The 19,450-nt window shown below is 71.3% G+C and carries 21 protein-coding genes; 3 read left to right on the top strand and 18 right to left on the bottom strand.

From position 1 onward, the window contains the following. Positions 1-32 precede the first annotated feature (32 nt). From J2S55_RS33145 to J2S55_RS33120, 6 genes are all read right to left on the bottom strand, one after another. Positions 33-638, bottom strand: coding sequence for a response regulator transcription factor (locus tag J2S55_RS33145; RefSeq protein ID WP_306868908.1), 606 nt, complete (start codon positions 636-638; stop codon positions 33-35). After that, a complete protein-coding gene (locus J2S55_RS33140) occupies positions 635-1,780 on the bottom strand; it encodes a sensor histidine kinase (RefSeq protein WP_306868905.1) in 1,146 nt (381 codons plus the stop codon). The genes J2S55_RS33145 and J2S55_RS33140 overlap by 4 nt, the downstream gene beginning before the upstream one ends. Then, positions 1,777-2,499 carry an ABC transporter permease gene (locus J2S55_RS33135; protein ID WP_306868903.1) on the bottom strand — a complete coding sequence of 241 codons (723 nt, stop codon included), beginning with the start codon at positions 2,497-2,499 and terminating at the stop codon, positions 1,777-1,779. Before J2S55_RS33135 ends, J2S55_RS33140 begins: the two co-directional genes overlap by 4 nt. Continuing rightward, positions 2,499-3,383 (bottom strand): ABC transporter ATP-binding protein, encoded by an 885-nt coding sequence (locus tag J2S55_RS33130; protein WP_306868902.1) that lies wholly within the window; start codon positions 3,381-3,383, stop codon positions 2,499-2,501. The genes J2S55_RS33135 and J2S55_RS33130 overlap by 1 nt, the downstream gene beginning before the upstream one ends. A 92-nt stretch (positions 3,384-3,475) precedes the next feature. Next, complete coding sequence (gene hisG, locus J2S55_RS33125) at positions 3,476-4,321, bottom strand: ATP phosphoribosyltransferase (protein WP_306868900.1); 846 nt, start codon at positions 4,319-4,321, stop codon at positions 3,476-3,478. A gap of 60 nt (positions 4,322-4,381) precedes the next feature. Continuing rightward, a complete protein-coding gene (locus tag J2S55_RS33120; protein WP_012892448.1) occupies positions 4,382-4,645 on the bottom strand; it encodes a phosphoribosyl-ATP diphosphatase in 264 nt (87 codons plus the stop codon). 460 nt (positions 4,646-5,105) lie between these two features. On the opposite strand from J2S55_RS33120, the gene J2S55_RS33115 reads away from it, so the two are divergent. Beyond that, positions 5,106-5,414: a hypothetical protein gene (locus J2S55_RS33115; RefSeq protein ID WP_306868897.1), complete on the top strand. Its 309-nt coding sequence runs from the start codon at positions 5,106-5,108 to the stop codon at positions 5,412-5,414. Positions 5,415-5,631: 217 nt separating this feature from the next. Here J2S55_RS33115 and J2S55_RS33110 read toward each other — a convergent pair whose 3' ends face one another. Continuing rightward, complete coding sequence (locus J2S55_RS33110) at positions 5,632-6,129, bottom strand: MarR family winged helix-turn-helix transcriptional regulator (RefSeq protein ID WP_306868896.1); 498 nt, start codon at positions 6,127-6,129, stop codon at positions 5,632-5,634. Between the two features lie 293 nt (positions 6,130-6,422). Between J2S55_RS33110 and J2S55_RS33105 the strand changes: the two genes are divergently transcribed. Continuing rightward, positions 6,423-7,337: a slipin family protein gene (locus J2S55_RS33105; protein WP_306868895.1), complete on the top strand. Its 915-nt coding sequence runs from the start codon at positions 6,423-6,425 to the stop codon at positions 7,335-7,337. Between the two features lie 142 nt (positions 7,338-7,479). On the opposite strand, the gene J2S55_RS33100 is transcribed toward J2S55_RS33105, so the two are convergent. The 11 genes from J2S55_RS33100 to J2S55_RS33050 form a co-directional block, all read right to left on the bottom strand. Next, positions 7,480-9,174 (bottom strand): DEAD/DEAH box helicase, encoded by a 1,695-nt coding sequence (locus tag J2S55_RS33100; RefSeq protein ID WP_306868893.1) that lies wholly within the window; start codon positions 9,172-9,174, stop codon positions 7,480-7,482. A gap of 370 nt (positions 9,175-9,544) precedes the next feature. Further along, complete coding sequence (locus J2S55_RS33095; RefSeq protein WP_306868891.1) at positions 9,545-9,910, bottom strand: metal-sulfur cluster assembly factor; 366 nt, start codon at positions 9,908-9,910, stop codon at positions 9,545-9,547. Beyond that, on the bottom strand, positions 9,907-10,344 hold the full coding sequence (gene sufU, locus J2S55_RS33090) for a Fe-S cluster assembly sulfur transfer protein SufU (RefSeq protein ID WP_306868889.1): 438 nt from the start codon (positions 10,342-10,344) through the stop codon (positions 9,907-9,909). Before sufU ends, J2S55_RS33095 begins: the two co-directional genes overlap by 4 nt. A gap of 19 nt (positions 10,345-10,363) precedes the next feature. Next, positions 10,364-11,623 carry a cysteine desulfurase gene (locus J2S55_RS33085; RefSeq protein WP_306868888.1) on the bottom strand — a complete coding sequence of 420 codons (1,260 nt, stop codon included), beginning with the start codon at positions 11,621-11,623 and terminating at the stop codon, positions 10,364-10,366. Then, a complete protein-coding gene (gene sufC / locus J2S55_RS33080) occupies positions 11,623-12,354 on the bottom strand; it encodes a Fe-S cluster assembly ATPase SufC (RefSeq protein WP_306875674.1) in 732 nt (243 codons plus the stop codon). The genes J2S55_RS33085 and sufC overlap by 1 nt, the downstream gene beginning before the upstream one ends. A 44-nt stretch (positions 12,355-12,398) precedes the next feature. Next, entirely contained in the window at positions 12,399-12,716 is a 318-nt protein-coding gene (locus J2S55_RS33075) for a non-heme iron oxygenase ferredoxin subunit (RefSeq protein ID WP_306868887.1), read from the bottom strand. Then, positions 12,713-13,831 (bottom strand): Fe-S cluster assembly protein SufD, encoded by a 1,119-nt coding sequence (gene sufD / locus J2S55_RS33070; protein ID WP_306868886.1) that lies wholly within the window; start codon positions 13,829-13,831, stop codon positions 12,713-12,715. The genes J2S55_RS33075 and sufD overlap by 4 nt, the downstream gene beginning before the upstream one ends. Continuing rightward, entirely contained in the window at positions 13,831-15,243 is a 1,413-nt protein-coding gene (gene sufB, locus J2S55_RS33065; protein WP_306868883.1) for a Fe-S cluster assembly protein SufB, read from the bottom strand. Before sufB ends, sufD begins: the two co-directional genes overlap by 1 nt. Continuing rightward, complete coding sequence (locus J2S55_RS33060; protein ID WP_306875671.1) at positions 15,240-16,034, bottom strand: helix-turn-helix transcriptional regulator; 795 nt, start codon at positions 16,032-16,034, stop codon at positions 15,240-15,242. The genes sufB and J2S55_RS33060 overlap by 4 nt, the downstream gene beginning before the upstream one ends. Positions 16,035-16,138: 104 nt before the next feature. Further along, the gene (locus J2S55_RS33055) at positions 16,139-17,374 is read right to left on the bottom strand and encodes a multidrug effflux MFS transporter (RefSeq protein ID WP_306868882.1); all 1,236 of its coding nucleotides are present in this window, start codon (positions 17,372-17,374) and stop codon (positions 16,139-16,141) included. Between the two features lie 279 nt (positions 17,375-17,653). Continuing rightward, entirely contained in the window at positions 17,654-18,349 is a 696-nt protein-coding gene (locus tag J2S55_RS33050) for a VOC family protein (protein WP_306868881.1), read from the bottom strand. A 180-nt stretch (positions 18,350-18,529) separates the two neighbouring features. On the opposite strand from J2S55_RS33050, the gene J2S55_RS33045 reads away from it, so the two are divergent. Then, entirely contained in the window at positions 18,530-19,438 is a 909-nt protein-coding gene (locus J2S55_RS33045) for an ABC transporter ATP-binding protein (RefSeq protein WP_306868880.1), read from the top strand. The last annotated feature ends 12 nt before the right edge of the window (positions 19,439-19,450 follow it).

Below are 19,450 nucleotides of genomic sequence, written 5' to 3'. Positions count from 1 at the left end.
GTGCCCCGACGGCCCCGCGGAGCCGGTCCGGGTCAGAGCCAGCCCTGGGCCTGGGCGTGCTGGACGGCCTCCATGCGGTTGCGGGCACGGGTCTTCTGGATGGCCGAGGACAGGTAGTTGCGGACCGTCCCCTCCGACAGGTGCAGGCGCGCGGCGATGTCGCCGATGGTGGAGCCGCCGGCCGAGGCGGCCAGGACGTCGCGCTCGCGGGGGGACAGCGGGTTGGGCCCCGCGCTGAGCGCCATGGCGGCCAGTCCGGGGTCGACGACCCGCTCCCCGGCGCGGACCCGGCGGACGGCGGCGGCGAGCTCGCGCGCGGGACTGTCCTTGACCAGGAAGGCCGCCGCGCCCGCCTCCATCGCCCGGCGCAGGTAGCCCGGCCGGCCGAAGGTGGTCAGGATCACGATGTGGCAGCCGGGCAGGGCCTCGCGGATCCGCGCCCCGGCGGTGATGCCGTCGCCCCCGGGCATCTCGATGTCGAGCAGCGCGACGTCCGGCCTGGTGCGGAGCGCCACGGTGAGCGCCTCCGGCCCGGAGGCGGCCTCCCCGACCACCTCGATGTCGGGCTCCAGGCCCAGCAGCGAGGCGAGCGCCCCGCGGACCATCGCCTGGTCCTCGGCCAGCAGGACCCGGATCATGTCCCCGCCTCCCCGGCCGCCGGGACCGCGATCCTGAGCGCGAAGCCGTTCTCCCGCGGCCCGGCCGACACCGTCCCGCCCACCGCCTCCACCCGCTCGGTCAGCCCGTTCAGCCCGCTGCCCGGGCCGTACGGCGCCGCCCCGCGTCCGTTGTCCACGATCTCCAAGGTAGTGGCCCGCCCGTCATGGGTGATCGCGATCTCGCAGTGGGTCGCCCGCGCGTGCCGCATGACGTTGGTGGTCCCCTCGCGCACCGCCCAGCCGAGCAGCCCGTCCAGGACTCCGGGTGGCGGCGTCCCGGCGAGCCGGACCGTCACCTGCGTCCCCGCCGCCTCCAGCGCGGCGCGCGCCCCGTCCAGCTCCGTCGAGAGGTCCCGCTGCCGGTAGCCGCTGACGGCCTCGCGCACCTCGACCAGCGCCTGCCTGGCCACCGTCTCGATGTCGCGGATCTCCGCCACGGCGCGCTCGGAGCCGTTCTCGGCCAGCCGCCCGGCCAGCTCGCTCTTCAGCACGATCAGCGACAGGCTGTGGCCGAGCAGGTCGTGCAGGTCCCGGGCGATCCGCAGCCGTTCCTCGCCCGCGGCCAGCCGCGCTACCTCCTGCTGTGCCCGGCGGAGCCGGACCACCAGTATCCGGGTGCCGCGCACGCTCATGAACAGGACGCCGAGGGTGACGACCTGGAAGACGAGCACCAGGGTGCTGGCCGGGTCGTGCTCGTACAGCAGGCCGGCCAGCACGACGACGGTGCCCATCGCCAGCATGGCGAGCGTCGCCGGCAGGGGGCCCAGCGCCATGCTGTAGACGACGGTCGTGTAGACCGGCAGGCTCAGCCAGCTCCCGCCGAAGAGGAAGGGCAGGCAGACGGCCAGGACCGTGGTGGCGCCCATGAAGCCGTAGGTCAGCGGGGACAGCGCGCCGTACTCCCGCGGGGACAGCGCGGTGGTGAGGAAGCAGGCGACGTAGGCGGCCAGCCCGAGGGCGCCCCAGAACGCCTCCGCGCCGGTCAGCTCGCCGCTGACGATGTCCAGCACCGGGAAGCACAGATACACCAGGCCGACGGACATCCCCGCCAGCCGCCGCCGGCGGGACGGGCGCTCGTCCATCCCCGTCCCGCCGAACGTGAAGACCCGGTTGATCCTCATCCCCGCACGGTGGCCCGGCGGTAGGCGGCCAGCGCGACCGCGCCCAGCCCGACCGCCCAGGCGCCGACGGTCAGGGCGTCGGACAGCGGCACCCCGTGCCCGGCGATGACGCTCTGCCCCATGTCGGCGTAGCTGAAGGACGGCATCACGTGCGCGACGGCCCGCATCGTCGAGGGCAGGGCGTCCACCTGGAACCAGAGCCCGCCCAGGGCCGCCAGCCCGAACGTCCCGATCACCGCCACGGGCTGCCCGGTGTCGGGCGGCAGCAGCGATCCGATGGTCAGCCCCAGGGCGGCGAACGGGACGGCTCCTGCCCACATCACCAGGATCAGCGCGGCCCACCGCCCCGGCGGGAGCGAGACGCCCTGGGTGAGCACGGCGGCGGCGCAGACGAGCAGGATGGAGGGGAGCACCAGCAGCAGCGCGGTGACCAGCTTGGTCACGATGATCGTCCGGTTGGCGAGCGGGGTGACCTGCAACTGACGGAGCCAGCCGCTCCGCCGTTCCTGCGCCCACGGTACGGCGGTGCTCATCATCGAGGCGGCCAGCGCGCCGTAGGCGCTCATCGAGACCATGAGGGCGGCGCCCGCCCCCACTCCCCCGGCTCCGTAGAGGTTGGCGGACAGCAGGTAGAAGGCGACGGGGAAGGCCACCACGAAGATGACGTAGCGCTTGTTGCGCAGCATCCGCAGCGCCTCGACCTTGATGTAGCCGGGCATCACACCTCCTGGGTGAGCGTGAGGAAGGCGTCCTCGAGGTCGGCACCGGTGATCCGCAGGTCGCGGATGTCCAGCGAGGTGCCCCTGTAGAGGGCGGTCACGGTGGCGTCGGGGTCGGCGGTGCGCAGCGTGGCCAGGCCCGCGTCGAGCTCCACGGCGGTGACCCCGGGCAGCGCGTCCAGCCCGGCGGCGGCCTGCCCGCCCAGGGTGAAGCGGACCGTCTGCCCGCCGGCCCCCGCCTTGATCTGCGCGGCGGTGCCGTCGGCCACGACCCGGCCCCGGGCGATCACGATGACCCGGTCGGAGTGCTCGTCGGCCTCCTCCAGGTAGTGCGTGGCGAACAGCACGGTCCGGCCCCCGGCCGCGTAGGCGCGCATGCCCTCCCAGAACCGCAGCCGCGACTCCACGTCCATGGCCGCGGTGGGCTCGTCCAGCACCAGCACCCGGGGGGCTCCGGCGATGGACAGGGCGAACCTGACCCGCTGGGCCTGGCCGCCGGACAGCCTGTCGGCGCGCCGCCGCGCCAGGTCGGTGAGGTCGGCCGTCCGAAGGATCTCGTCGAGGCCGAGCGGCCGGGGGTAGAGCCGCCGGACGAAGTCCACCAGCTCGCGGACGGTGAGCTCGGGGATGAGCTCACCGCTCTGCAGCATGGCGCCGACCTCGCCCCGGGCCGCCGCCTCCTCCGGCGGGCTCCCGAGCACCTCGACCCGTCCCCGGGTCGGGCGGAGCAGGCCGAGCAGCATGCCGATCGAGGTGGACTTCCCGGCCCCGTTGGGGCCGAGCAGGGCGACGGTCCGGCCGGCCTCGACGGTGAGGTCGAGGCCGTCGACGGCGAGCACGTCCCCGTATCTCTTGCTCACGTCGGTGAAGGCGATGGCGTTCATGCGCTCAACGCTAGAAGCGCTCGGCCGCCGCCGTCAGTGTCTGTGATCCGGGTTCGGCGGTGACATTTGTCAGATCGGGGACGGGGCGCCGCTCAGAGGCGGCAGGCGAAGATCGCGGTGACCAGGATGGCCTTGGCGCCGATCTCCCAGAGCTGGTCCATCACCTGCTGGTGCCCCTTGCGCGGCACCATGGCGCGGACGGCGACCCAGCCCTCCCGGTGCAGGGGGGAGACCGTGGGGCCCTCCATGCCGGGGGTGAGGGCGATGGCCTCCTCGATCCGCTCGACCCGGATGTCGTAGTCCATCATCACGTAGTCGCGCGCCACCAGCACACCCTGCAGGCGGCGGACGAGCTGCTGCAGTCCCGGGCTCTGCGGGCCGTCGACCTGCCTGATCAGCACGGCCTCGGAGCGGGCGATCGGCTCGCCGAACACCTCCAGGCCCATGTTGCGCAGCGTGGTGCCGGTCTCCACGACGTCGGCCACGGCGTCGGCCACGCCCAGCCGGACCGCGGTCTCGACCGCGCCGTCCAGCTTGATCACCCGGGCCTCGATGTCCTGCTCGACGAGGTAGGACTCCAGCAGGCCGGCGTAGGCGGTGGCGATGCGCTTGCCCTTGAGGTCGGCGACGGAGGAGAACCCGCCCGGGTCGGCGGCGAAGCGGAAGGTCGACTTGCCGAAGCCGAGCGGCAGGATCTCCTCGACCTGCGCGCCGGAGTCGCGGAGCATGTCACGGCCGGTGATCCCGGCATCCAGGGTGCCCTCGCCGACGTAGACGGCGATGTCCTTGGGGCGCAGGAAGAACAGCTCGCAGGAGTTGTCGGGGTCGACGACCACGAGCTCCTTGGTGTCCTTGCGCGCGCGGTATCCGGCTTCTTTGAGTATCGTCTGGGCGGCCTCGGTGAGGGCGCCCTTGTTGGGGACGGCGAGACGCAGCATGGCGTGGAGATTCCTTACGTGGATGTTGGTTCCTACGAGGCTGGAGCCGGGCGCACCGGTTCACAGATGCTTGTAGACCTCGTCCAGCCCGATCCCTTTCGCAATCATGAGAACCTGCACGTGATAGAGGAGCTGGGAGATCTCCTCGGCGGCCCGCTCGTTCGACTCGTGCTCGGCCGCCATCCAGCTCTCGGCGGCCTCCTCCACGACCTTCTTGCCGATGGCATGGACCCCGGCGTCCAGCGCGGCCACGGTCCCCGAGCCCTCGGGACGGGTGCGCGCCTTGTCGGACAGCTCGGCGTACAGCTCTTCGAAGGTCTTCATGATCTCTCTCGGCATCGTCGGATGTGCCCTCCCAGACTAATGGGCCGCCGGGCCCGCGTGGATGCGCGTCCACGCTCTGGACATGGATTGGCGATCCACGGGTCATCCGTTGACGCGGCGGAGCACCGGGCGGGAAGGCGACCGCCGTCCAGGCCCCGCCGCACGAGCTCCAGCTCACCCGTCCACGGCTCCGTGCTGTCGCTGACGACGGCCGCGGCCCCGTCCTGGACCCGTGACAGCCGGTCGGCGTGGACGTGGCGCAGCGTGCACCACAGCGGCTTGCGGCGGCCGTCACCGTCGACCGCCGTCCAGGAGGTGACCGGCCGGCAGTCGTTGGCGGGACCCGGGCCGCACGCTCGACCGTGAGGTGCACCTCCATCCGCCCGTCAGAGCCGGAACGGCTTAGACTCCTGCGACGAGCCGATCATGCTCTCTCCTCCGTCCCCCCGCCCGAGGAACCATGAGAACCGTCTTCACGGCGACCGTCGCCACCGCCTGCCTCCTGCTGGTCACGCTTCCCCCCACAGCCGCCGCCGCGGGCACCGCGGGCACCGCCGCGCGGCCGTACTGCAACGAGAAACATCCGCCCAAGAACCGGTACTACTACAAGCACAGGAACCACTGGGACTGCGTCGGCGAGCATCTCACCTGCTCCAGGGAGCAGCGCGGGGCCTACGGCTACTCGATGAACCACGCCCCGCACAGTCGCAAGCTCAAGTGCGTCTTCTGGACGGACGCCTACCGCTGGAAGCCGGTCCGGACGGGCTAGGCGGCCCGGCCGGTGGTCAACGTCGCCGGCCTCGGCCGGGTGGTCACGGTGGCGCCGACCGCGCCGTGACCGCCCCGCCCGCAGCGTCACGGACGGACGGGCGCGGCCCTCACGCACCGACGACTCCTCGGGCGCCGCGGCGGGCCCGGCTCTCGCCGGCACCCCCACGGCACCGTGGGAAGGGCGCGGCCCTCACACGCCGGCGCGCCGGCCGGGATCACGGGGCGGGCGGGTGGCCCTCCCTGGGAGCGCTGTTCCAGACCGGGAGGGCGAGCGCCGCGTCCATGCGCCGCAGCTCGTCGCGGTGCAGCGCGCTCAGGCGCGCCAGGACCCGCTCCCCCTCCGCGGTCAACAGCACCCGGACCGCCCTGCCGTCGCTCGGATGCGCCTCCCGCGCCACGAGTCCCTGCCCCTGTGCCCGATCGACCAGTTCGACCACGCTGTGGTGGCGCAGCTGGAGCCGGTCGGCGAGCTCCCGCACGGTCGCCCACTCCCGGTCGGGGAACCCCTTCAAGACCAGCATCAGCTGATACTGCTGCGGGGTGAGGCCGTTCCTGCGCACCATCTCCTCGCCGAGACGCAGATAGCGGCGGATCCCGGAGCGGAAACGGGCCAGCGCCTCGAAATCCTGCTTCGTCAGGGGTTCGAACGCCGCGCTCTCGTCCTCGACCGCCTCCGCGACATGCCGCGGCTGCCCGGGCTCTCGATTCACCACGGCACAAGCGTATCGTGACACGACATATCGATGGCGCGGTGGCACTCCTGCCCGCCCCTCCGGGACGCGCCCCGCGACGTCCGCCGTCCGCGACGGCCCATCCCTATTCCACAAAAAGGACATATCGGATATTTATATCGGGCTACGATAGAAAAGTCCGGGTGGGCGGAGACGAGGGGACCCCGCCCGGCGGACGGACATCTCCGGGAGGTGTGCCGTTCATCGGTCCACGGTGCCTCCGGCCGCCGGGAGAGCTGGATCAGCGGGATCGGCGGCAGACATGGGAGGATGAAATGAGCACTTTCGTCATCTCCACGCTGGCGGCGATCCTCGCGCTGGGCGCGGTGGGGCTCAGGGCGAGCGTACGGATCGTCAAGCAGTTCGAGAAGGGCGTCGTCTTCCGGTTCGGGCAGGTCAGCTCCGGGACCCGCGGCCCCGGGCTCGTCCTGATCGCGCCGATCGCCGACCGTCTGCACAAGGTCAACATGCAGATCGTCACCATGCCGGTGCCTGCCCAGGACGGCATAACCCGTGACAACGTGACGGTTCACGTGGATGCCGTCATCTACTTCCGGGTCATCGACCCGGTGCGTGTGACCGTCGACGTCCAGGACTACGAAGCCGCCATCCGTCAGGTCGCGATGGCCTCGCTCCGTTCGATCATCGGCAAGAGCGACCTGGACGACCTGCTGTCCAACCGGGAGCGGCTCAACCAGGGGCTGGAACTGATGATCGACAGCCCTGCCGTGGGCTGGGGGGTGCACATCGACCGCGTCGAGATCAAGGACGTGGCGCTGCCCGACTCGATGAAGCGGTCCATGTCACGGCAGGCCGAAGCGGAACGTGAACGGCGCTCCCGCATCATCACCGCCGAGGGTGAGCTGCAGGCCTCGGAGAAGCTGGCCCAGGCCGCCGAGACGATGGCCGCGCACCCCGCCGCGCTGCAACTGCGCCTGCTCCAGACCGTCGTCGAAGTCGCCGCCGAGAAGAACTCCACCCTCGTGCTGCCCTTCCCCGTCGAGCTGCTCCGCTTCCTGGAACGGGCGACACCCGCGGAGACCGACCGGGCCGCCCCGGAGGTCACTCCCGACTCCGCCCCGGAGACCGCCCCGGAGCCCGCTCCGGCACTGCCGGCCGGCCTGTCGGCACCGGCCGGCCAGCAGTTCCTCGACCGGACCGCGCATGACGGCGTAGGAGCCGACCGGTAGGCTCCGCCACGCCCGCGCCACCCGGACGCCGCCCGGGGCGCGGGTCCCCGGGCATGACGGAGGGGCCGGCACGGCCACTGCCGTACCGGCCCCTCCGTCGGTCAACCGGTGGATCGGCCGCCGTGGCGGCCCGCAGACGTGATCAGCGGCCGTGACCGCCCGTGCCGTGCCCGCCCTGGCGCCCGCCGCGGAAGCCGCCGCGCGCGGCGCCGCGGCCGTCACCGCGGCCCTCGGAACGGCCCTCGGCACGGAACGGCTCGCCGCTGCGGTAGCCGCCGCCCTGGCGCTCGCCGGAGCGGTAGCCGCCGGAACGGTCGCCGCGGAACGGCTCGCGGTCGCCCGCGGGACGGTCGGAGCGGTAACCGCCGCCGGAACGGTCGCCGCGGTAGCCGCCGCCGGAGCGGTACTGGCCGCGCAGGTCGCTCACGTTGCCGCTGTTGCCGCGCTCGCCGCCGCGGCCCTCGTCGCCGTAGGAGCGCTCACGGGGCTGGTGGCCCTCGCCGCCGTGGCCGGGACGGTCACGGAAGCGGCGCGGACCCCGGCCGCCGCCGTTGCCGCCGAACCCACGGCGCTCGCGCTGCTTGGCGGCCGGAGCCGAGGGCTCCCAGACCGGGATCGGCTCGCCGCTGGGCTGGCGGGCGCCGGCGACCTCCTCCAGGCGCGGGTGGCCCGGGGTGGCCTTGAGGCGGAAGGGCTTGATGCCTGCGCGGCGGGTCATCGCGTCGGTGGAGCGGCGCTCGTTGGGGAGCACCAGCGTCATGACGGTGCCCTTCTCCCCGGCGCGGGCGGTACGGCCGCCGCGGTGCAGGTAGCTCTTGTGGTCCTGGGGCGGGTCGACGTGCAGCACCAAGCTGATGTTGTCGACGTGGATGCCGCGGGCCGCGACGTCGGTGCAGACCAGGACGTTGATCGCACCTTCCTTGAACTCGGCCAGGATGCGGGTGCGCTGGTTCTGGCGCTTGCCGCCGTGCAGGCCGCCGGCCTTGATGCCGACCTGGGCCAGCTGCTTGCACAGGCGGTCCACTCCGTGCTGGGTGCGCACGAAGATGATGGTCCGGCCCTCACGGTTGGCGATCTCGGCGGTCACCGGGAACTTGTCGTCGCGGTGCACCTCCAGCACGTGGTGCTCCATGGTGTCGACCGAGGAGGCGGCCGGGGCCATGGAGTGGGTCACCGGGTCGGTGAGGAAGCGGCGGACGAGCTTGTCCACGTCACCGTCGAGGGTGGCGGAGAACAGCAGGCGCTGGCTGTCGGCCGGGGTCTGCTGCAGGATCGCGCTGACGACCGGGAAGAAGCCCAGGTCGCACATGTGGTCGGCCTCGTCCAGGATGGTCACCTGGACCTCGTCCAGCGTGCACTCGCCCTGCTGGATCAGGTCGGTCAGCCGGCCCGGGGTGGCCACGACGACCTCGACGCCGCGGCGCAGCGCCTCGATCTGCCGGCCCATGGACATGCCGCCGACGACGGTCTTCATCCGCAGGGACAGGCCGCGGCCGAGCGGCTCCAGCGCGTCGGTCACCTGCATGGCCAGCTCACGGGTGGGCACCAGGACGACGGCGAGGGGGCGGCCCGGGCGGGCCTTGCCGCCGGCGATGCGGGCCATCATGGGCAGGCCGAAGGCCAGCGTCTTGCCCGAGCCGGTCTGGCCACGGCCCAGGACGTCGCTGCCGGCGAGGATGTCGGGGATCGTCGCGCGCTGGATGGGGAAGGGGCTGTCGATGCCCTGGCGGGAGAGCCCGGTCACCAGCGGCTTCGGCAGGCCGAGGAGGGTGAACTCGGACGGCCCGGCGGGAGCCTCGGGGATGCCGGTGATTTCGGGCAGGGCAGCGTCAAGCATGGTCACGAAGGTTCGTGCCTTTCGATAGAAGAACGGGGGCACGTCACTTCTGCGAAAGGACGAGCCTGGAACGCGCGGCCTGAGGCCGCGCTCGATCAACGCCCGATTAGGGGGCGGTGGTGCGGTGCAAGTCGAGGCGCACCGCACGGGGCGGGTCTAGCTTACCCGCACGCAGTCAAACCACGATCAAGCATACCCGGCCTTCGCAGCGCCAGGTGATCCGGGGCGTCCGACATGATGTGGACGCTTGTCCGTTGGTGGAGGCAACACTCCGAGCCGGGCTTTTCTTCCCGGCTCCGGGCATCCTCTCACACAATTCAGCACGGCCCGCACCAGTCAGGTGCGAGCCGTGCCGGAAAAAAAGGGGGGGTCAGACGTTGAAGCCGAGCATGCGCAGCTGCTCACGCCCGTCGTCAGTGATCTTGTCCGGACCCCACGGCGGGAGCCAGACCCAGTTGATCTTGACGTCGGAGACCATGCCGTCCAGGGCGGAGTGCGCCTGGTCCTCGATGACGTCGGTCAGCGGGCAGGCCGCGCTGGTCAGCGTCATGTCGATGGTGGCGATCGGCGGGGCACCGGCCTCGGCGGCGTCGAGGTTGACCCCGTAGATCAGCCCGAGGTCGACGACGTTGATGCCGAGCTCGGGGTCGACCACGTCCTTGAGGGCCTCCATGACCTCGTCAAGGGTGGTCTCCCCGTCATACGCCGCGGTCGGCGTCTCAACAGGCTTGCTCATGTAGAACTCCTCACAACCGCGTCCTTGTAGGCCATCCAGGCCAGCAGCGCGCACTTGACCCGGGCCGGGAACTTGGCGACCCCGGCGAACGCCACCGCGTCCCCGAGGACCTCCTCGTCCGCCTCGACCTGGCCCCTGCTCTGCATGAGCCGGGTGAACTCCTCCACCACCGCGAGCGTCTCGTCCACGGTCGAGCCGGCGGTCAGCTCGTGCAGCACCGAAGCCGCGGCCTGGCTGATGGAGCAGCCCTGGCCGTCGTAGGAGACGTCCTCGACCTTGCCGCCGTCACCCAGCTTCACGCGCATGGTGATCTCATCACCGCACGTCGGGTTCACGTGGTGGACCTCGGCGTCGTACGGGTCGCGCAGGCCCCGTCCCTGGGGGTGCTTGTAGTGCTCCAGGATCAACTCCTGGTACATGGACTCGGCGATCATCTCAACTGCTCCGGCATGGCTAGGCGAACACCTTCTGCACGTGGTGGAGGCCGCGGACCAGGGCGTCGATCTCGGCCGGGGTGTTGTAGAGATAGAAGGACGCCCGCGTGGTCGCGGGAATCCCGAACCTCAGGTGCAGCGGGCGGGCGCAGTGATGCCCCACGCGCACTGCCACGCCGAAGTTGTCATCCAGGATCTGCCCAACGTCGTGCGGGTGAATCCCCTCAAGGGTGAACGACACCGTGCCACCGCGCCGGTCCAGGCTCTCCGGGCCGATCACCTTCAGGCCGGGGATCTCACCCAGCGCGCCGAGCGCGTAACCGGTGAGCTCCCGCTCGTGCTGGACGACGGCGTCCATGCCGATCGCCGACAGGTAGTCCACCGCGGCGCCAAGCCCGATGGCCTCGACGATCGGCGGAGTGCCCGCCTCGAACTTGTGCGGCGCGGGGGCGTAGGTCGAGTGGTCCATCCAGACCGCCTCGATCATCTCCCCGCCGCCCATGAAGGGGGGCATGGCCTCGAGCAGCTCCCCGCGGCCCCACAGCACGCCGATCCCGGAGGGGCCGACGACCTTGTGCCCGGTGAAGGCCAGGAAGTCCACGCCGAGCGCGGCGACGTCCACCTGCTGGTGAGGCACCGACTGCGAGGCGTCCAGCATCATCAGCGCCCCGGCCTGGCGGGCCCTGGCGAGCACCTGGTCGACCGGGTTGACCGTGCCGAGCACGTTGGACTGGTGCACGATCGAAACGATCTTCGTGCGCTCGGTGATCAGCTCTTCCAGGTTCGACAGGTCCAGGCGGCCCTCGTCGGTGACCGAGAACCACTTCAGCGTGGCGCCGGTGCGCTGCGCGAGCAGCTGCCACGGCACGATGTTGGAGTGGTGCTCCATCTCCGAGATCACGATCTCGTCGCCGGGCCCCATGCGGAACCTGGGATCGTCGTTGCCGGGGTTGCCGAAGCCGTAGGCCACCAGGTTGAGCGCCTCGGAGGCGTTCTTGGTGAAGACGATCTCGTCGCGGCCCGGCGCGCCGATGAAGGCGGCGACCTTGTCGCGGGCGTTCTCGTACGCCTCGGTGGACTCGGCGCCCAGCGCGTGCATGGCACGGCCGACGTTGCTGTAGTGCATGGCCAGGTGCTCGCGCATGACCTCGATCACCTGGGCGGGCTTCTGCGCGGAGTTGCCCGAGTCGAGATAGACCAGCGGCCGTCCGCCGGGCAGCTCGCGGGAGAAGACCGGGAAGTCCTTCCTGATCCTCTCCACGTCAAAGCCGGTGTTCATCACACGGATGCCTTCGTGTATGCCTCGTAGCCCTCGGCCTCGAGCTTGTCGGCGAGCTCGTGCCCACCCTGCTCCACGATCCGGCCGCCCGCGAAGACGTGGACGAAGTCCGGCTTCACGTAGCGCAGGATGCGGGTGTAGTGGGTGATGAGCAGGACGCCGGTCTCGCCGGCGGCGCGGAAGCGGTTGATGCCCTCGGAGACCACGCGCAGCGCGTCGACGTCCAGACCGGAGTCGGTCTCGTCGAGCACGGCGATCTTCGGCTTGAGCAGCTCCAGCTGGAGGATCTCGTGGCGCTTCTTCTCACCGCCGGAGAAGCCCTCGTTCAGGTTGCGCTGGGCGAAGGCGGCGTCGATGGACAGGGCGTCCATGCCGGCCTTCAGGTCCTTGGCGAACTCGCGGAGCTTGGGGGCCTCGCCGCGCACGGAGGTGACCGCCGAGCGCAGGAAGTTGGAGACGCTGACGCCGGGGACCTCCACGGGGTACTGCATGGCGAGGAACAGGCCGGCGCGGGCGCGCTCGTCGACCGACAGCTCCAGCAGGTCGACGCCGTCCAGCAGGACCTGGCCGCCGGTGACGGTGTATTTCGGGTGACCGGCGATCGCGTAGGCGAGCGTGGACTTGCCCGAACCGTTGGGGCCCATGATGGCGTGGGTCTCGCCGGCCCTGACGGTCAGGTTGACGCCGCGCAGGATCTCCTTGTCCTCGACGGCGACGTGCAGGTCACGGATCTCAAGGGTGGATCCCGAGCGGACTCGGCTCGAATCAGACACTGTTATGACTCCTTCGAGAGCGAGACGAGGACGTCATCGCCGTCGATCTTGACGTGGTAAACGGGGACGGGCTTGGTGGCGGGCGGGCCGGTGGGCTTGCCGGAGCGCAGGTCGAAGCACGAGCCGTGCAGCCAGCACTCCAGGGTCTCGTCGTAGACCTCGCCCTCGCTGAGCCTCACCTCGGCGTGGGAGCAGACATCGTGCAGGGCGAAGACCTCCGCGCCCCGGCGGACCAGGGCGACCGGGGTCTCCCCCACCTCGAGTCCGATCACGCCGTCATCGGGGATGTCGGTGACCTTGCAGACCTTCTCGAACGTCACTTCTCCAACTCCGCCTCAACCTTGCCGAGCACCCGCTCACGCAGCTCGGGAAGCTCGATCTTCTCCAGCAGCTGCGCGAAGAAACCCCGGATGACCAGGCGGCGCGCCTCCTCGAACGGGATGCCGCGGGCCTGGAGGTAGAAGATGTGCTCGTCGTCCAGGCGGCCCGAGGCGCTGGCGTGCCCGGCCCCGGCGACCTCACCGGTGAGGATCTCCAGGTTCGGCACCGAGTCGGCGCGGGCGCCGTCGGTGAGCAGGAGGTTGCGGTTGAGCTCGTAGGTGTCGGTGCCCTCGGCCTCGACCCGGATGATGACGTCGCCGATCCAGACGGCGTGGGCGGCGTCGCCCTGCAGCGCGCCCTTGTAGACGACGTTGCTCTTGCAGTGGGGCTGGGAGTGGTCCACCAGCAGGCGGTGCTCCATGTGCTGGCCGGCGTCCACGAAGTAGAGGCCGGTCAGGTCGGCGTCGCCGCCGGGGCCGCTGTAGGAGACCGACGGCGACAGCCGCACCAGGTCGCCGCCGAGGGTGACCACGAAGCTGCGGAAGGTCGCGTCCTTGCCGAGCAGGGCGTGGTGGTGGGAGACGTGCACGGCGTCGTCGGCCCAGTCCTGCAGGCTGATGACCTTGAGCGTGGCGCCCTCGCCCACGACGAACTCGACGTTGTCGGCGTAGACCGCGCTGCCCTGGTGGTCCAGGACGAAGACGGCCTCGGCCATCGGCTCCAGCCTGACCAGGATGTGGCCGTAGGCGGCGCCCTCGCCGGAGCCGGTGAGGGTGATCACGGTCGGCTTGGAGGTGACGGCCTCGCGGGGGACCGTGATGACGGTCGCCTTCTCGAAGGTGGCGAAAGCCTGGGCGCTGACCCGGTCGGCGGGCACGTAGGCCTTGCCGATCCGCTGGTCGTCGCGGCCCACGGTCTCCACGGTGACCTCGGGGGCCGCCTCTACGTGGACCAGCACGGAGCCGCCGGCGGCGGCGCCGGTGTGCAGGCCCTTCAGGCGCGACAGCGGCGTGAAGCGCCACTCCTCCTCCCGGCCGGTGGGGACCGGGAAGTCCGCCACGTCGTAGGAGGCCTTCTCGTGGAGGGTCGACAGGGGCTTGGTTTCGAGACCCATCAGCCGACGGCCCCTTCCATCTGCAGCTCGATCAGGCGGTTCAGTTCGAGGGCGTACTCCATCGGGAGCTCGCGCGCGATCGGCTCGACGAAGCCGCGCACGATCATCGCCATCGCCTCGTCCTCGTTCAGGCCACGGCTCATCAGGTAGAAGAGCTGGTCGTCGGAGACCTTGGAGACGGTGGCCTCGTGCCCCATGGAGACGTCGTCCTCGCGCACGTCCACGTAGGGGTAGGTGTCGGAGCGGCTGATCTGGTCGACCAGCAGCGCGTCGCACTTGACGGTGCTGGCGCTGCCGTGCGCGCCCTCCTCGATCTGGACCAGACCGCGGTAGGAGGTGCGGCCGCCGCCCCGGGCGACGGACTTGGAGATCACGGTGGAGCTGGTGTTGGGCGCGAGGTGCACCATCTTGGCGCCGGCGTCCTGGTGCTGGCCCTCGCCGGCGAAGGCGACGCTCAGCGTCTCGCCCTTGGCGTGCTCGCCCATCAGGTAGACGGCCGGGTATTTCATGGTGACCTTGGAGCCGATGTTGCCGTCGATCCACTCCATGGTCGCGCCCTCGTAGGCCACGGCGCGCTTGGTGACCAGGTTGTAGACGTTGTTCGACCAGTTCTGGATGGTCGTGTAACGGCAGCGGGCGCCCTTCTTCACGATGATCTCCACGACCGCGCTGTGCAGCGAGTCGGAGGAGTAGATCGGCGCGGTGCAGCCCTCGACGTAGTGGACGTAGGAGTTCTCGTCCACGATGATCAGGGTCCGCTCGAACTGACCCATGTTCTCGGTGTTGATCCGGAAGTAGGCCTGCAGCGGGATCTCGACGTTGACGTTCGGCGGCACGTAGATGAAGCTGCCGCCGCTCCACGTGGCCGTGTTCAGCGCGGCGAACTTGTTGTCGCCGACCGGGATCACCGTGCCGAAGTATTCCTTGAAGAGCTCCTCGTGCTCCTTGAGCGCGGTGTCGGTGTCGACGAAGACGACACCCTTCTCCTCGAGGTCCTCACGGATCTTGTGGTAGACGACCTCGGATTCGTACTGGGCGGCCACGCCGGCGATCAGGCGCTGCTTCTCCGCCTCGGGGATGCCGAGCTTGTCGTAGGTGGCCTTGATGTCCTCGGGCAGCTCGTCCCAGGAGGCGGCCTGCTTCTCGGTGGAGCGCACGAAGTACTTGATGTTGTCGAAGTCGATCCCGCTGAGGTCGGAACCCCAGTTCGGCAGGGGCTTCTTGCCGAAAAGGCGCAGGCCCTTCAGGCGAAGGTCCAGCATCCACTCCGGCTCGTTCTTGAGCGCGGAGATATTACGGACGACTTCCTCGGACAGGCCGCGGCGGGCCGCCGATCCGGCAGCGTCCGAGTCGGCCCAGCCGAACTTGTAATTCCCGAGGCCTTCCAGCTCCGGGCGGTCGGTGACAGTCACCTTCCGGTCTCCTTGCTCGATGCGTCATCGATTGTTTCTTGGCGTATGGATGGTCGCGCTCGCTCGGGTGCCCGCGGGTCCGTGACCCGCTCCCGCGCACCCGGCTCGGCCGCTCTGCGCGGACTCACATGGGTGGTGCACACCCCGTCGCCGTGGGCGATGGTCGCCAGCCGCTGCACCGGAGTGCCGAGGATCTGCGCGAAGGCCTCCGTCTCGGCCTCGCAGAGCTGCGGGAACTCCGCCGCCACGTGCGCCACCGGGCAGTGGTGCTGGCACAGCTGCTCGCCGCCGAGGCTGGCCTTGCTCGCCGAGGCGGCGTAGCCGTCGACCGACAGGGCCTCGGCCAGGACGCGGACCCGCTGGTCGGCGGGGACCTTGCGCATCTCCGGCTGCAGCCGCCCGACGAGACCGGAGACCTGCGACCGGGCGAACTCGGCCACCGCGTCCTGGCCCACGCGCTCGGCGAGGAAACGCAGCGCGTTTCCGGCCAGGCCGTCGTAGGCGTGCTCGAAGGCGCTGCGCCCGGCGTCGGTTATGGCGAACAACTTCGCCGGCCGCCCTCTTCCCCGCTGACCGCGGGGCCGGGCCGTACGGGGCTCGATCATCCCGTCGGCCAGCAGCGCGTCCAGGTGGCGGCGGACGGCGGCCGGGGTGAGCCCGAGCCGTTCGCCGAGGGCCGCGGCGGTGATGGGGCCGTGTTCCAGGATGAGCCGGGCGACACGCGCGCGCGTGCTCCGCTCGGCGGACACGCCGGAGAGCCGCGCGGCGGCGGTCTCCTCGGTGCCCGGCATCTGGTTCACGTATTTCACAACATCAGTGTGGCGTAATTCCTTCCCCGCATACAAACCGATGCCGGGCCCATCGAGATGTCATTTGTCACGCAGGTAAGCCTTACCTAACCTGCGGAAACACCGCTCCGAGGCTTCCGCAGGCCGGCGAAGACGGCGAAGGAGGCGAGGGTGAGCCCGGCCAGGACGACGGCCATCGGCAGCGCCGAGCCCTCGCCGCCCAGCCCGACCAGCGGGGCCGCGACCGCGCCGATGGCGAACTGCAGCACGCCGGTCAGCGCCGAGGCGCTCCCGGCCACCTGCTGGGGCTGGCCGGCCAGCGCGAGCGCGCCGGTGCCCGGCAGGACGAACCCGGCCCCGCACATCATCACGAACAGCGCGGCGACCAGTACCGCCAGGGGCAGGCCGAGGAGCACCGCGGCCAGCAGCAGCCCCGCCCCGGCCAGGGAGACGGCCAGGCCGATGAGGATCAACCGTGCGGGGGCCACCGTGCGCCCGGCGAGGCGGCCGCCGATCTGCGCGGTGACGGTCAGGCCGATCGCGTTCAGTGCGAACACCAGCGAGAAGGTCTGCGGCGAGGCGCCGTACACCTGCTGGAGCACGAACGGCGAGCCGGAGATGTAGGCGAACATGCCGCCGAACCCGAAGCCGCCGGCCAGCGCGCTGGCCATGAAGGAGCGGTCGCGGAGCAGGTGCCCGAAGGTGACGAAGGTGCGGCCGAGGCCGCCGCTCTCGCGCCGGTCGCGGGGGAGCGTCTCGCGCACCCCGAACAGCGCGGCGGCCAGCAGGAGGAGCCCGGCGACGCTCAGCGAGACGAACACACCGCGCCAGGAGGTGTGGGCGAGCAGCTGGGCGCCCGCGATCGGAGCCAGGATCGGCGCGAGGCCGCTGACGAGCATGAGCGTGGCGAAGATGCGGGCGATGGCCGCGCCCTCGTACAGGTCCCGGACGACCGCGCGGACGATCACCAGCGCGGCGCCGCCCGCGACGCCCTGGAGCAGGCGGAGACCGATCAGACCGTAGACCGAGGGAGAGAACGCGCACAGCAGCGAGGCGGCGGCGTAGGCGGCGATGCCGATCAGCAGCGGCGCCCGCCGGCCGCGCACGTCGCTGAGCGGGCCGGCGACGACCTGCCCGACGGAGACACCGATGAGACAGGCGGTCAGGGTGAGCTGCACCTGCGACTGGCCGGTGCCCATCTCCGCGGCGATGGCCGGGAAGGCGGGCAGGTACATGTCGATCGAGAGCGGTCCGATCGCTGACAGCGCGCCCAGGATGAGCAGCAGCAGTCCTCTGCGCCGCGCGACCGGCGCGACCTCCGGCTCGACGACCGCCGTGGTCATATCAGCTCCCCCTCACCCTCACAGGCCGCAATGGGCCCGTGCGGGCCAGGGGTTCCCAACCGCGATCAGGTCATTCGAATTCCCATATTTGGGGAGTCACATAAAAAAGATTTACCCTCGCCCCCGGCGGGGCACCGGACGCGGATCGGCCCGGCGGACCGGCGCCCCGGCCGGCCCGCTGCCGCACCTTGGTCCCACACCGGTGGACCGTCCGGTCGCCGGTGCGCAGACCTCGCTCCGGCGGCTGCCCGGCCCGGCGGCCACCGGCCCCGTCGGGTCTTACACCGGCCGGCCGTCCCGCCCGACGACCGCGAAGACGGCGGACTGCGGGTCGGCCAGCACGGCCGCCGGTCCCCCGGGGGCCGGCGTCCGGGGCACGATCACGGTGGCGCCGAGTTCTTCGGCCCTCGCCACGGCGGCCTCGACGTCGGCGATCGCGAAGCAGGCCAGTCGGCGCGACGGCGCGCCCGGCGGCGGCCACGGGCCCGCCTGCGCCGTCCCGGCGACGGAGTGCCCGTCCACCTGCCACTCGGCGCGGTGCCCGTCCGCCTGCCACTCCGTACGGTGCCCGCCCGCCTGCCACTCCGTACGGTGCCCGCCCACCGCCTGCCACTCGGTGTGGCGCGCGCCCGAGGCGCCGCCGTCCCTGACCTCCCAGCCGAAGACGGCCGGGTGGAAGGACGCGCACGCGGCGGTGTCCTGGGGGACCGGCCCGTTCCAGGCGAGGGCGCCGGGCTCGGCGGCGGGGTGGACGCTCCAGGCCGAGAGCGCGCCGTCGCCGCGGCTCGGCCCGATCCCCGCGACGGCCTTCCCTCCCAGCGTGAACCGCCCGCGTCCGCCGGACTCCGGGCGGGGGTCGAACACCGCCTCCCAGCCGAAGATCTCCCGGTAGAACCTGACCGACAGGGTGACGTCGCCACTCGACAGTTCGGCCCAGCACGGGACGCCGGATCCACAGCCGCTCCGTTCGGACACGCCGAACCTCCTCAAGTCGTGATTCGGTATGGACTCAGCGTTACATGGGCGGCATGAGGCGCCTGGCGGCCGATCAGCGACCTTGGCGGGATCCGCCCGAAGCCTTTTACCGGGCATGGGGGGCTCCCAGGGGCCGGTCCGGGGATCTGACCGGCCGGTACAGTCCCTAAACTCGTGGCCATGGAATCCCCAGCCGTCGAGATCATCGATCTGGTCAAGAGATACGGCCGAACGACGGCGATCGACGGCCTCAGCCTCAGCGCGGCCCGTGGCGCGGTCACCGCGATCCTCGGGCCCAACGGCGCGGGCAAGACCTCGACCATCGAGATCTGCGAGGGGTTCCGCCGGGCCGACGACGGCACCGTGAACGTGCTCGGCCTGGCCCCCACCCACCCGGAGCTGCGGGCCAGGGTCGGGGTGATGCTCCAGGCCGGGGGCGTGCCCCCGGCGATGCGCTGCGGGGAGTGGCTGCGCCTGATGGCCCGCTTCCACGCCAACGCGCTGGACCCGGCGGCGCTGCTGGAGCGGCTCGGGCTGACCGAGCACGCCCGCACGCCCTACCGCAGGCTCTCCGGCGGCCAGCAGCAGCGGGTGTCGCTGGCCGCGGCCGTCATCGGCCGGCCCGAGCTGGTCTTCCTCGACGAGCCGACCGCGGGGCTGGACCCCCAGGCCCGGCACGCGTGCTGGGAGCTGGTCGGCGACCTGCGCGCCTGCGGGGTCGCGGTGGTGCTCACCACCCACCACATGGACGAGGCGGAGAAGCTCTCCGACCAGGTTGTGATCATCGACCACGGCAAGGTGGTGGCCGAGGGCACCCCGTCCTCCCTCACCGGCGCCGAGCGGCAGCTGCGCTTCCGCGCCCGGCCGGGGCTCACCCTCGACGAGCTGCTCACCGCCCTGCCCTCCGGCAGCGCGGCCAAGGAGTCGCCGTCCGGGCACTACATCATCGAGGGGCAGGTCGGCCCCGAGCTGCTGGCGACCGTGACGGCCTGGTGCGCCGCCGAGGGCGTCACCGCCGACGACCTCAGCATCGAGCGCCGCACTCTGGAGGACGTCTTCCTGGAGCTGACCGGCCGGGAGCTCCGATGACCCTTCGCCGAG

Source organism: Streptosporangium brasiliense (genome assembly GCF_030811595.1).
Classification (GTDB): Bacteria; Actinomycetota; Actinomycetes; order Streptosporangiales; family Streptosporangiaceae; genus Streptosporangium; species Streptosporangium brasiliense.
This window is presented reverse-complemented; position numbering and strand designations above follow the sequence as displayed.

What these genes read in the sequence shown, in the direction of transcription:
- J2S55_RS33145 (WP_306868908.1), bottom strand. Translation starts at nt 638, where the DNA reads ATGATCCGGGTCCTGCTGGCCGAGGACCAGGCGATGGTCCGCGGGGCG.
- J2S55_RS33060 (WP_306875671.1), bottom strand. Translation starts at nt 16,034, where the DNA reads ATGCCGGGCACCGAGGAGACCGCCGCCGCGCGGCTCTCCGGCGTGTCC.
- J2S55_RS33140 (WP_306868905.1), bottom strand. Translation starts at nt 1,780, where the DNA reads ATGAGGATCAACCGGGTCTTCACGTTCGGCGGGACGGGGATGGACGAG.
- sufU (WP_306868889.1), bottom strand. Translation starts at nt 10,344, where the DNA reads ATGATCGCCGAGTCCATGTACCAGGAGTTGATCCTGGAGCACTACAAG.
- J2S55_RS33100 (WP_306868893.1), bottom strand. Translation starts at nt 9,174, where the DNA reads ATGCTTGACGCTGCCCTGCCCGAAATCACCGGCATCCCCGAGGCTCCC.
- J2S55_RS33095 (WP_306868891.1), bottom strand. Translation starts at nt 9,910, where the DNA reads ATGAGCAAGCCTGTTGAGACGCCGACCGCGGCGTATGACGGGGAGACC.
- sufD (WP_306868886.1), bottom strand. Translation starts at nt 13,831, where the DNA reads ATGGGTCTCGAAACCAAGCCCCTGTCGACCCTCCACGAGAAGGCCTCC.
- J2S55_RS33085 (WP_306868888.1), bottom strand. Translation starts at nt 11,623, where the DNA reads ATGAACACCGGCTTTGACGTGGAGAGGATCAGGAAGGACTTCCCGGTC.
- J2S55_RS33120 (WP_012892448.1), bottom strand. Translation starts at nt 4,645, where the DNA reads ATGAAGACCTTCGAAGAGCTGTACGCCGAGCTGTCCGACAAGGCGCGC.
- J2S55_RS33130 (WP_306868902.1), bottom strand. Translation starts at nt 3,383, where the DNA reads ATGAACGCCATCGCCTTCACCGACGTGAGCAAGAGATACGGGGACGTG.
- J2S55_RS33055 (WP_306868882.1), bottom strand. Translation starts at nt 17,374, where the DNA reads ATGACCACGGCGGTCGTCGAGCCGGAGGTCGCGCCGGTCGCGCGGCGC.
- J2S55_RS33045 (WP_306868880.1), top strand. Translation starts at nt 18,530, where the DNA reads ATGGAATCCCCAGCCGTCGAGATCATCGATCTGGTCAAGAGATACGGC.
- hisG (WP_306868900.1), bottom strand. Translation starts at nt 4,321, where the DNA reads ATGCTGCGTCTCGCCGTCCCCAACAAGGGCGCCCTCACCGAGGCCGCC.
- J2S55_RS33115 (WP_306868897.1), top strand. Translation starts at nt 5,106, where the DNA reads ATGAGAACCGTCTTCACGGCGACCGTCGCCACCGCCTGCCTCCTGCTG.
- J2S55_RS33105 (WP_306868895.1), top strand. Translation starts at nt 6,423, where the DNA reads ATGAGCACTTTCGTCATCTCCACGCTGGCGGCGATCCTCGCGCTGGGC.
- J2S55_RS33135 (WP_306868903.1), bottom strand. Translation starts at nt 2,499, where the DNA reads ATGCCCGGCTACATCAAGGTCGAGGCGCTGCGGATGCTGCGCAACAAG.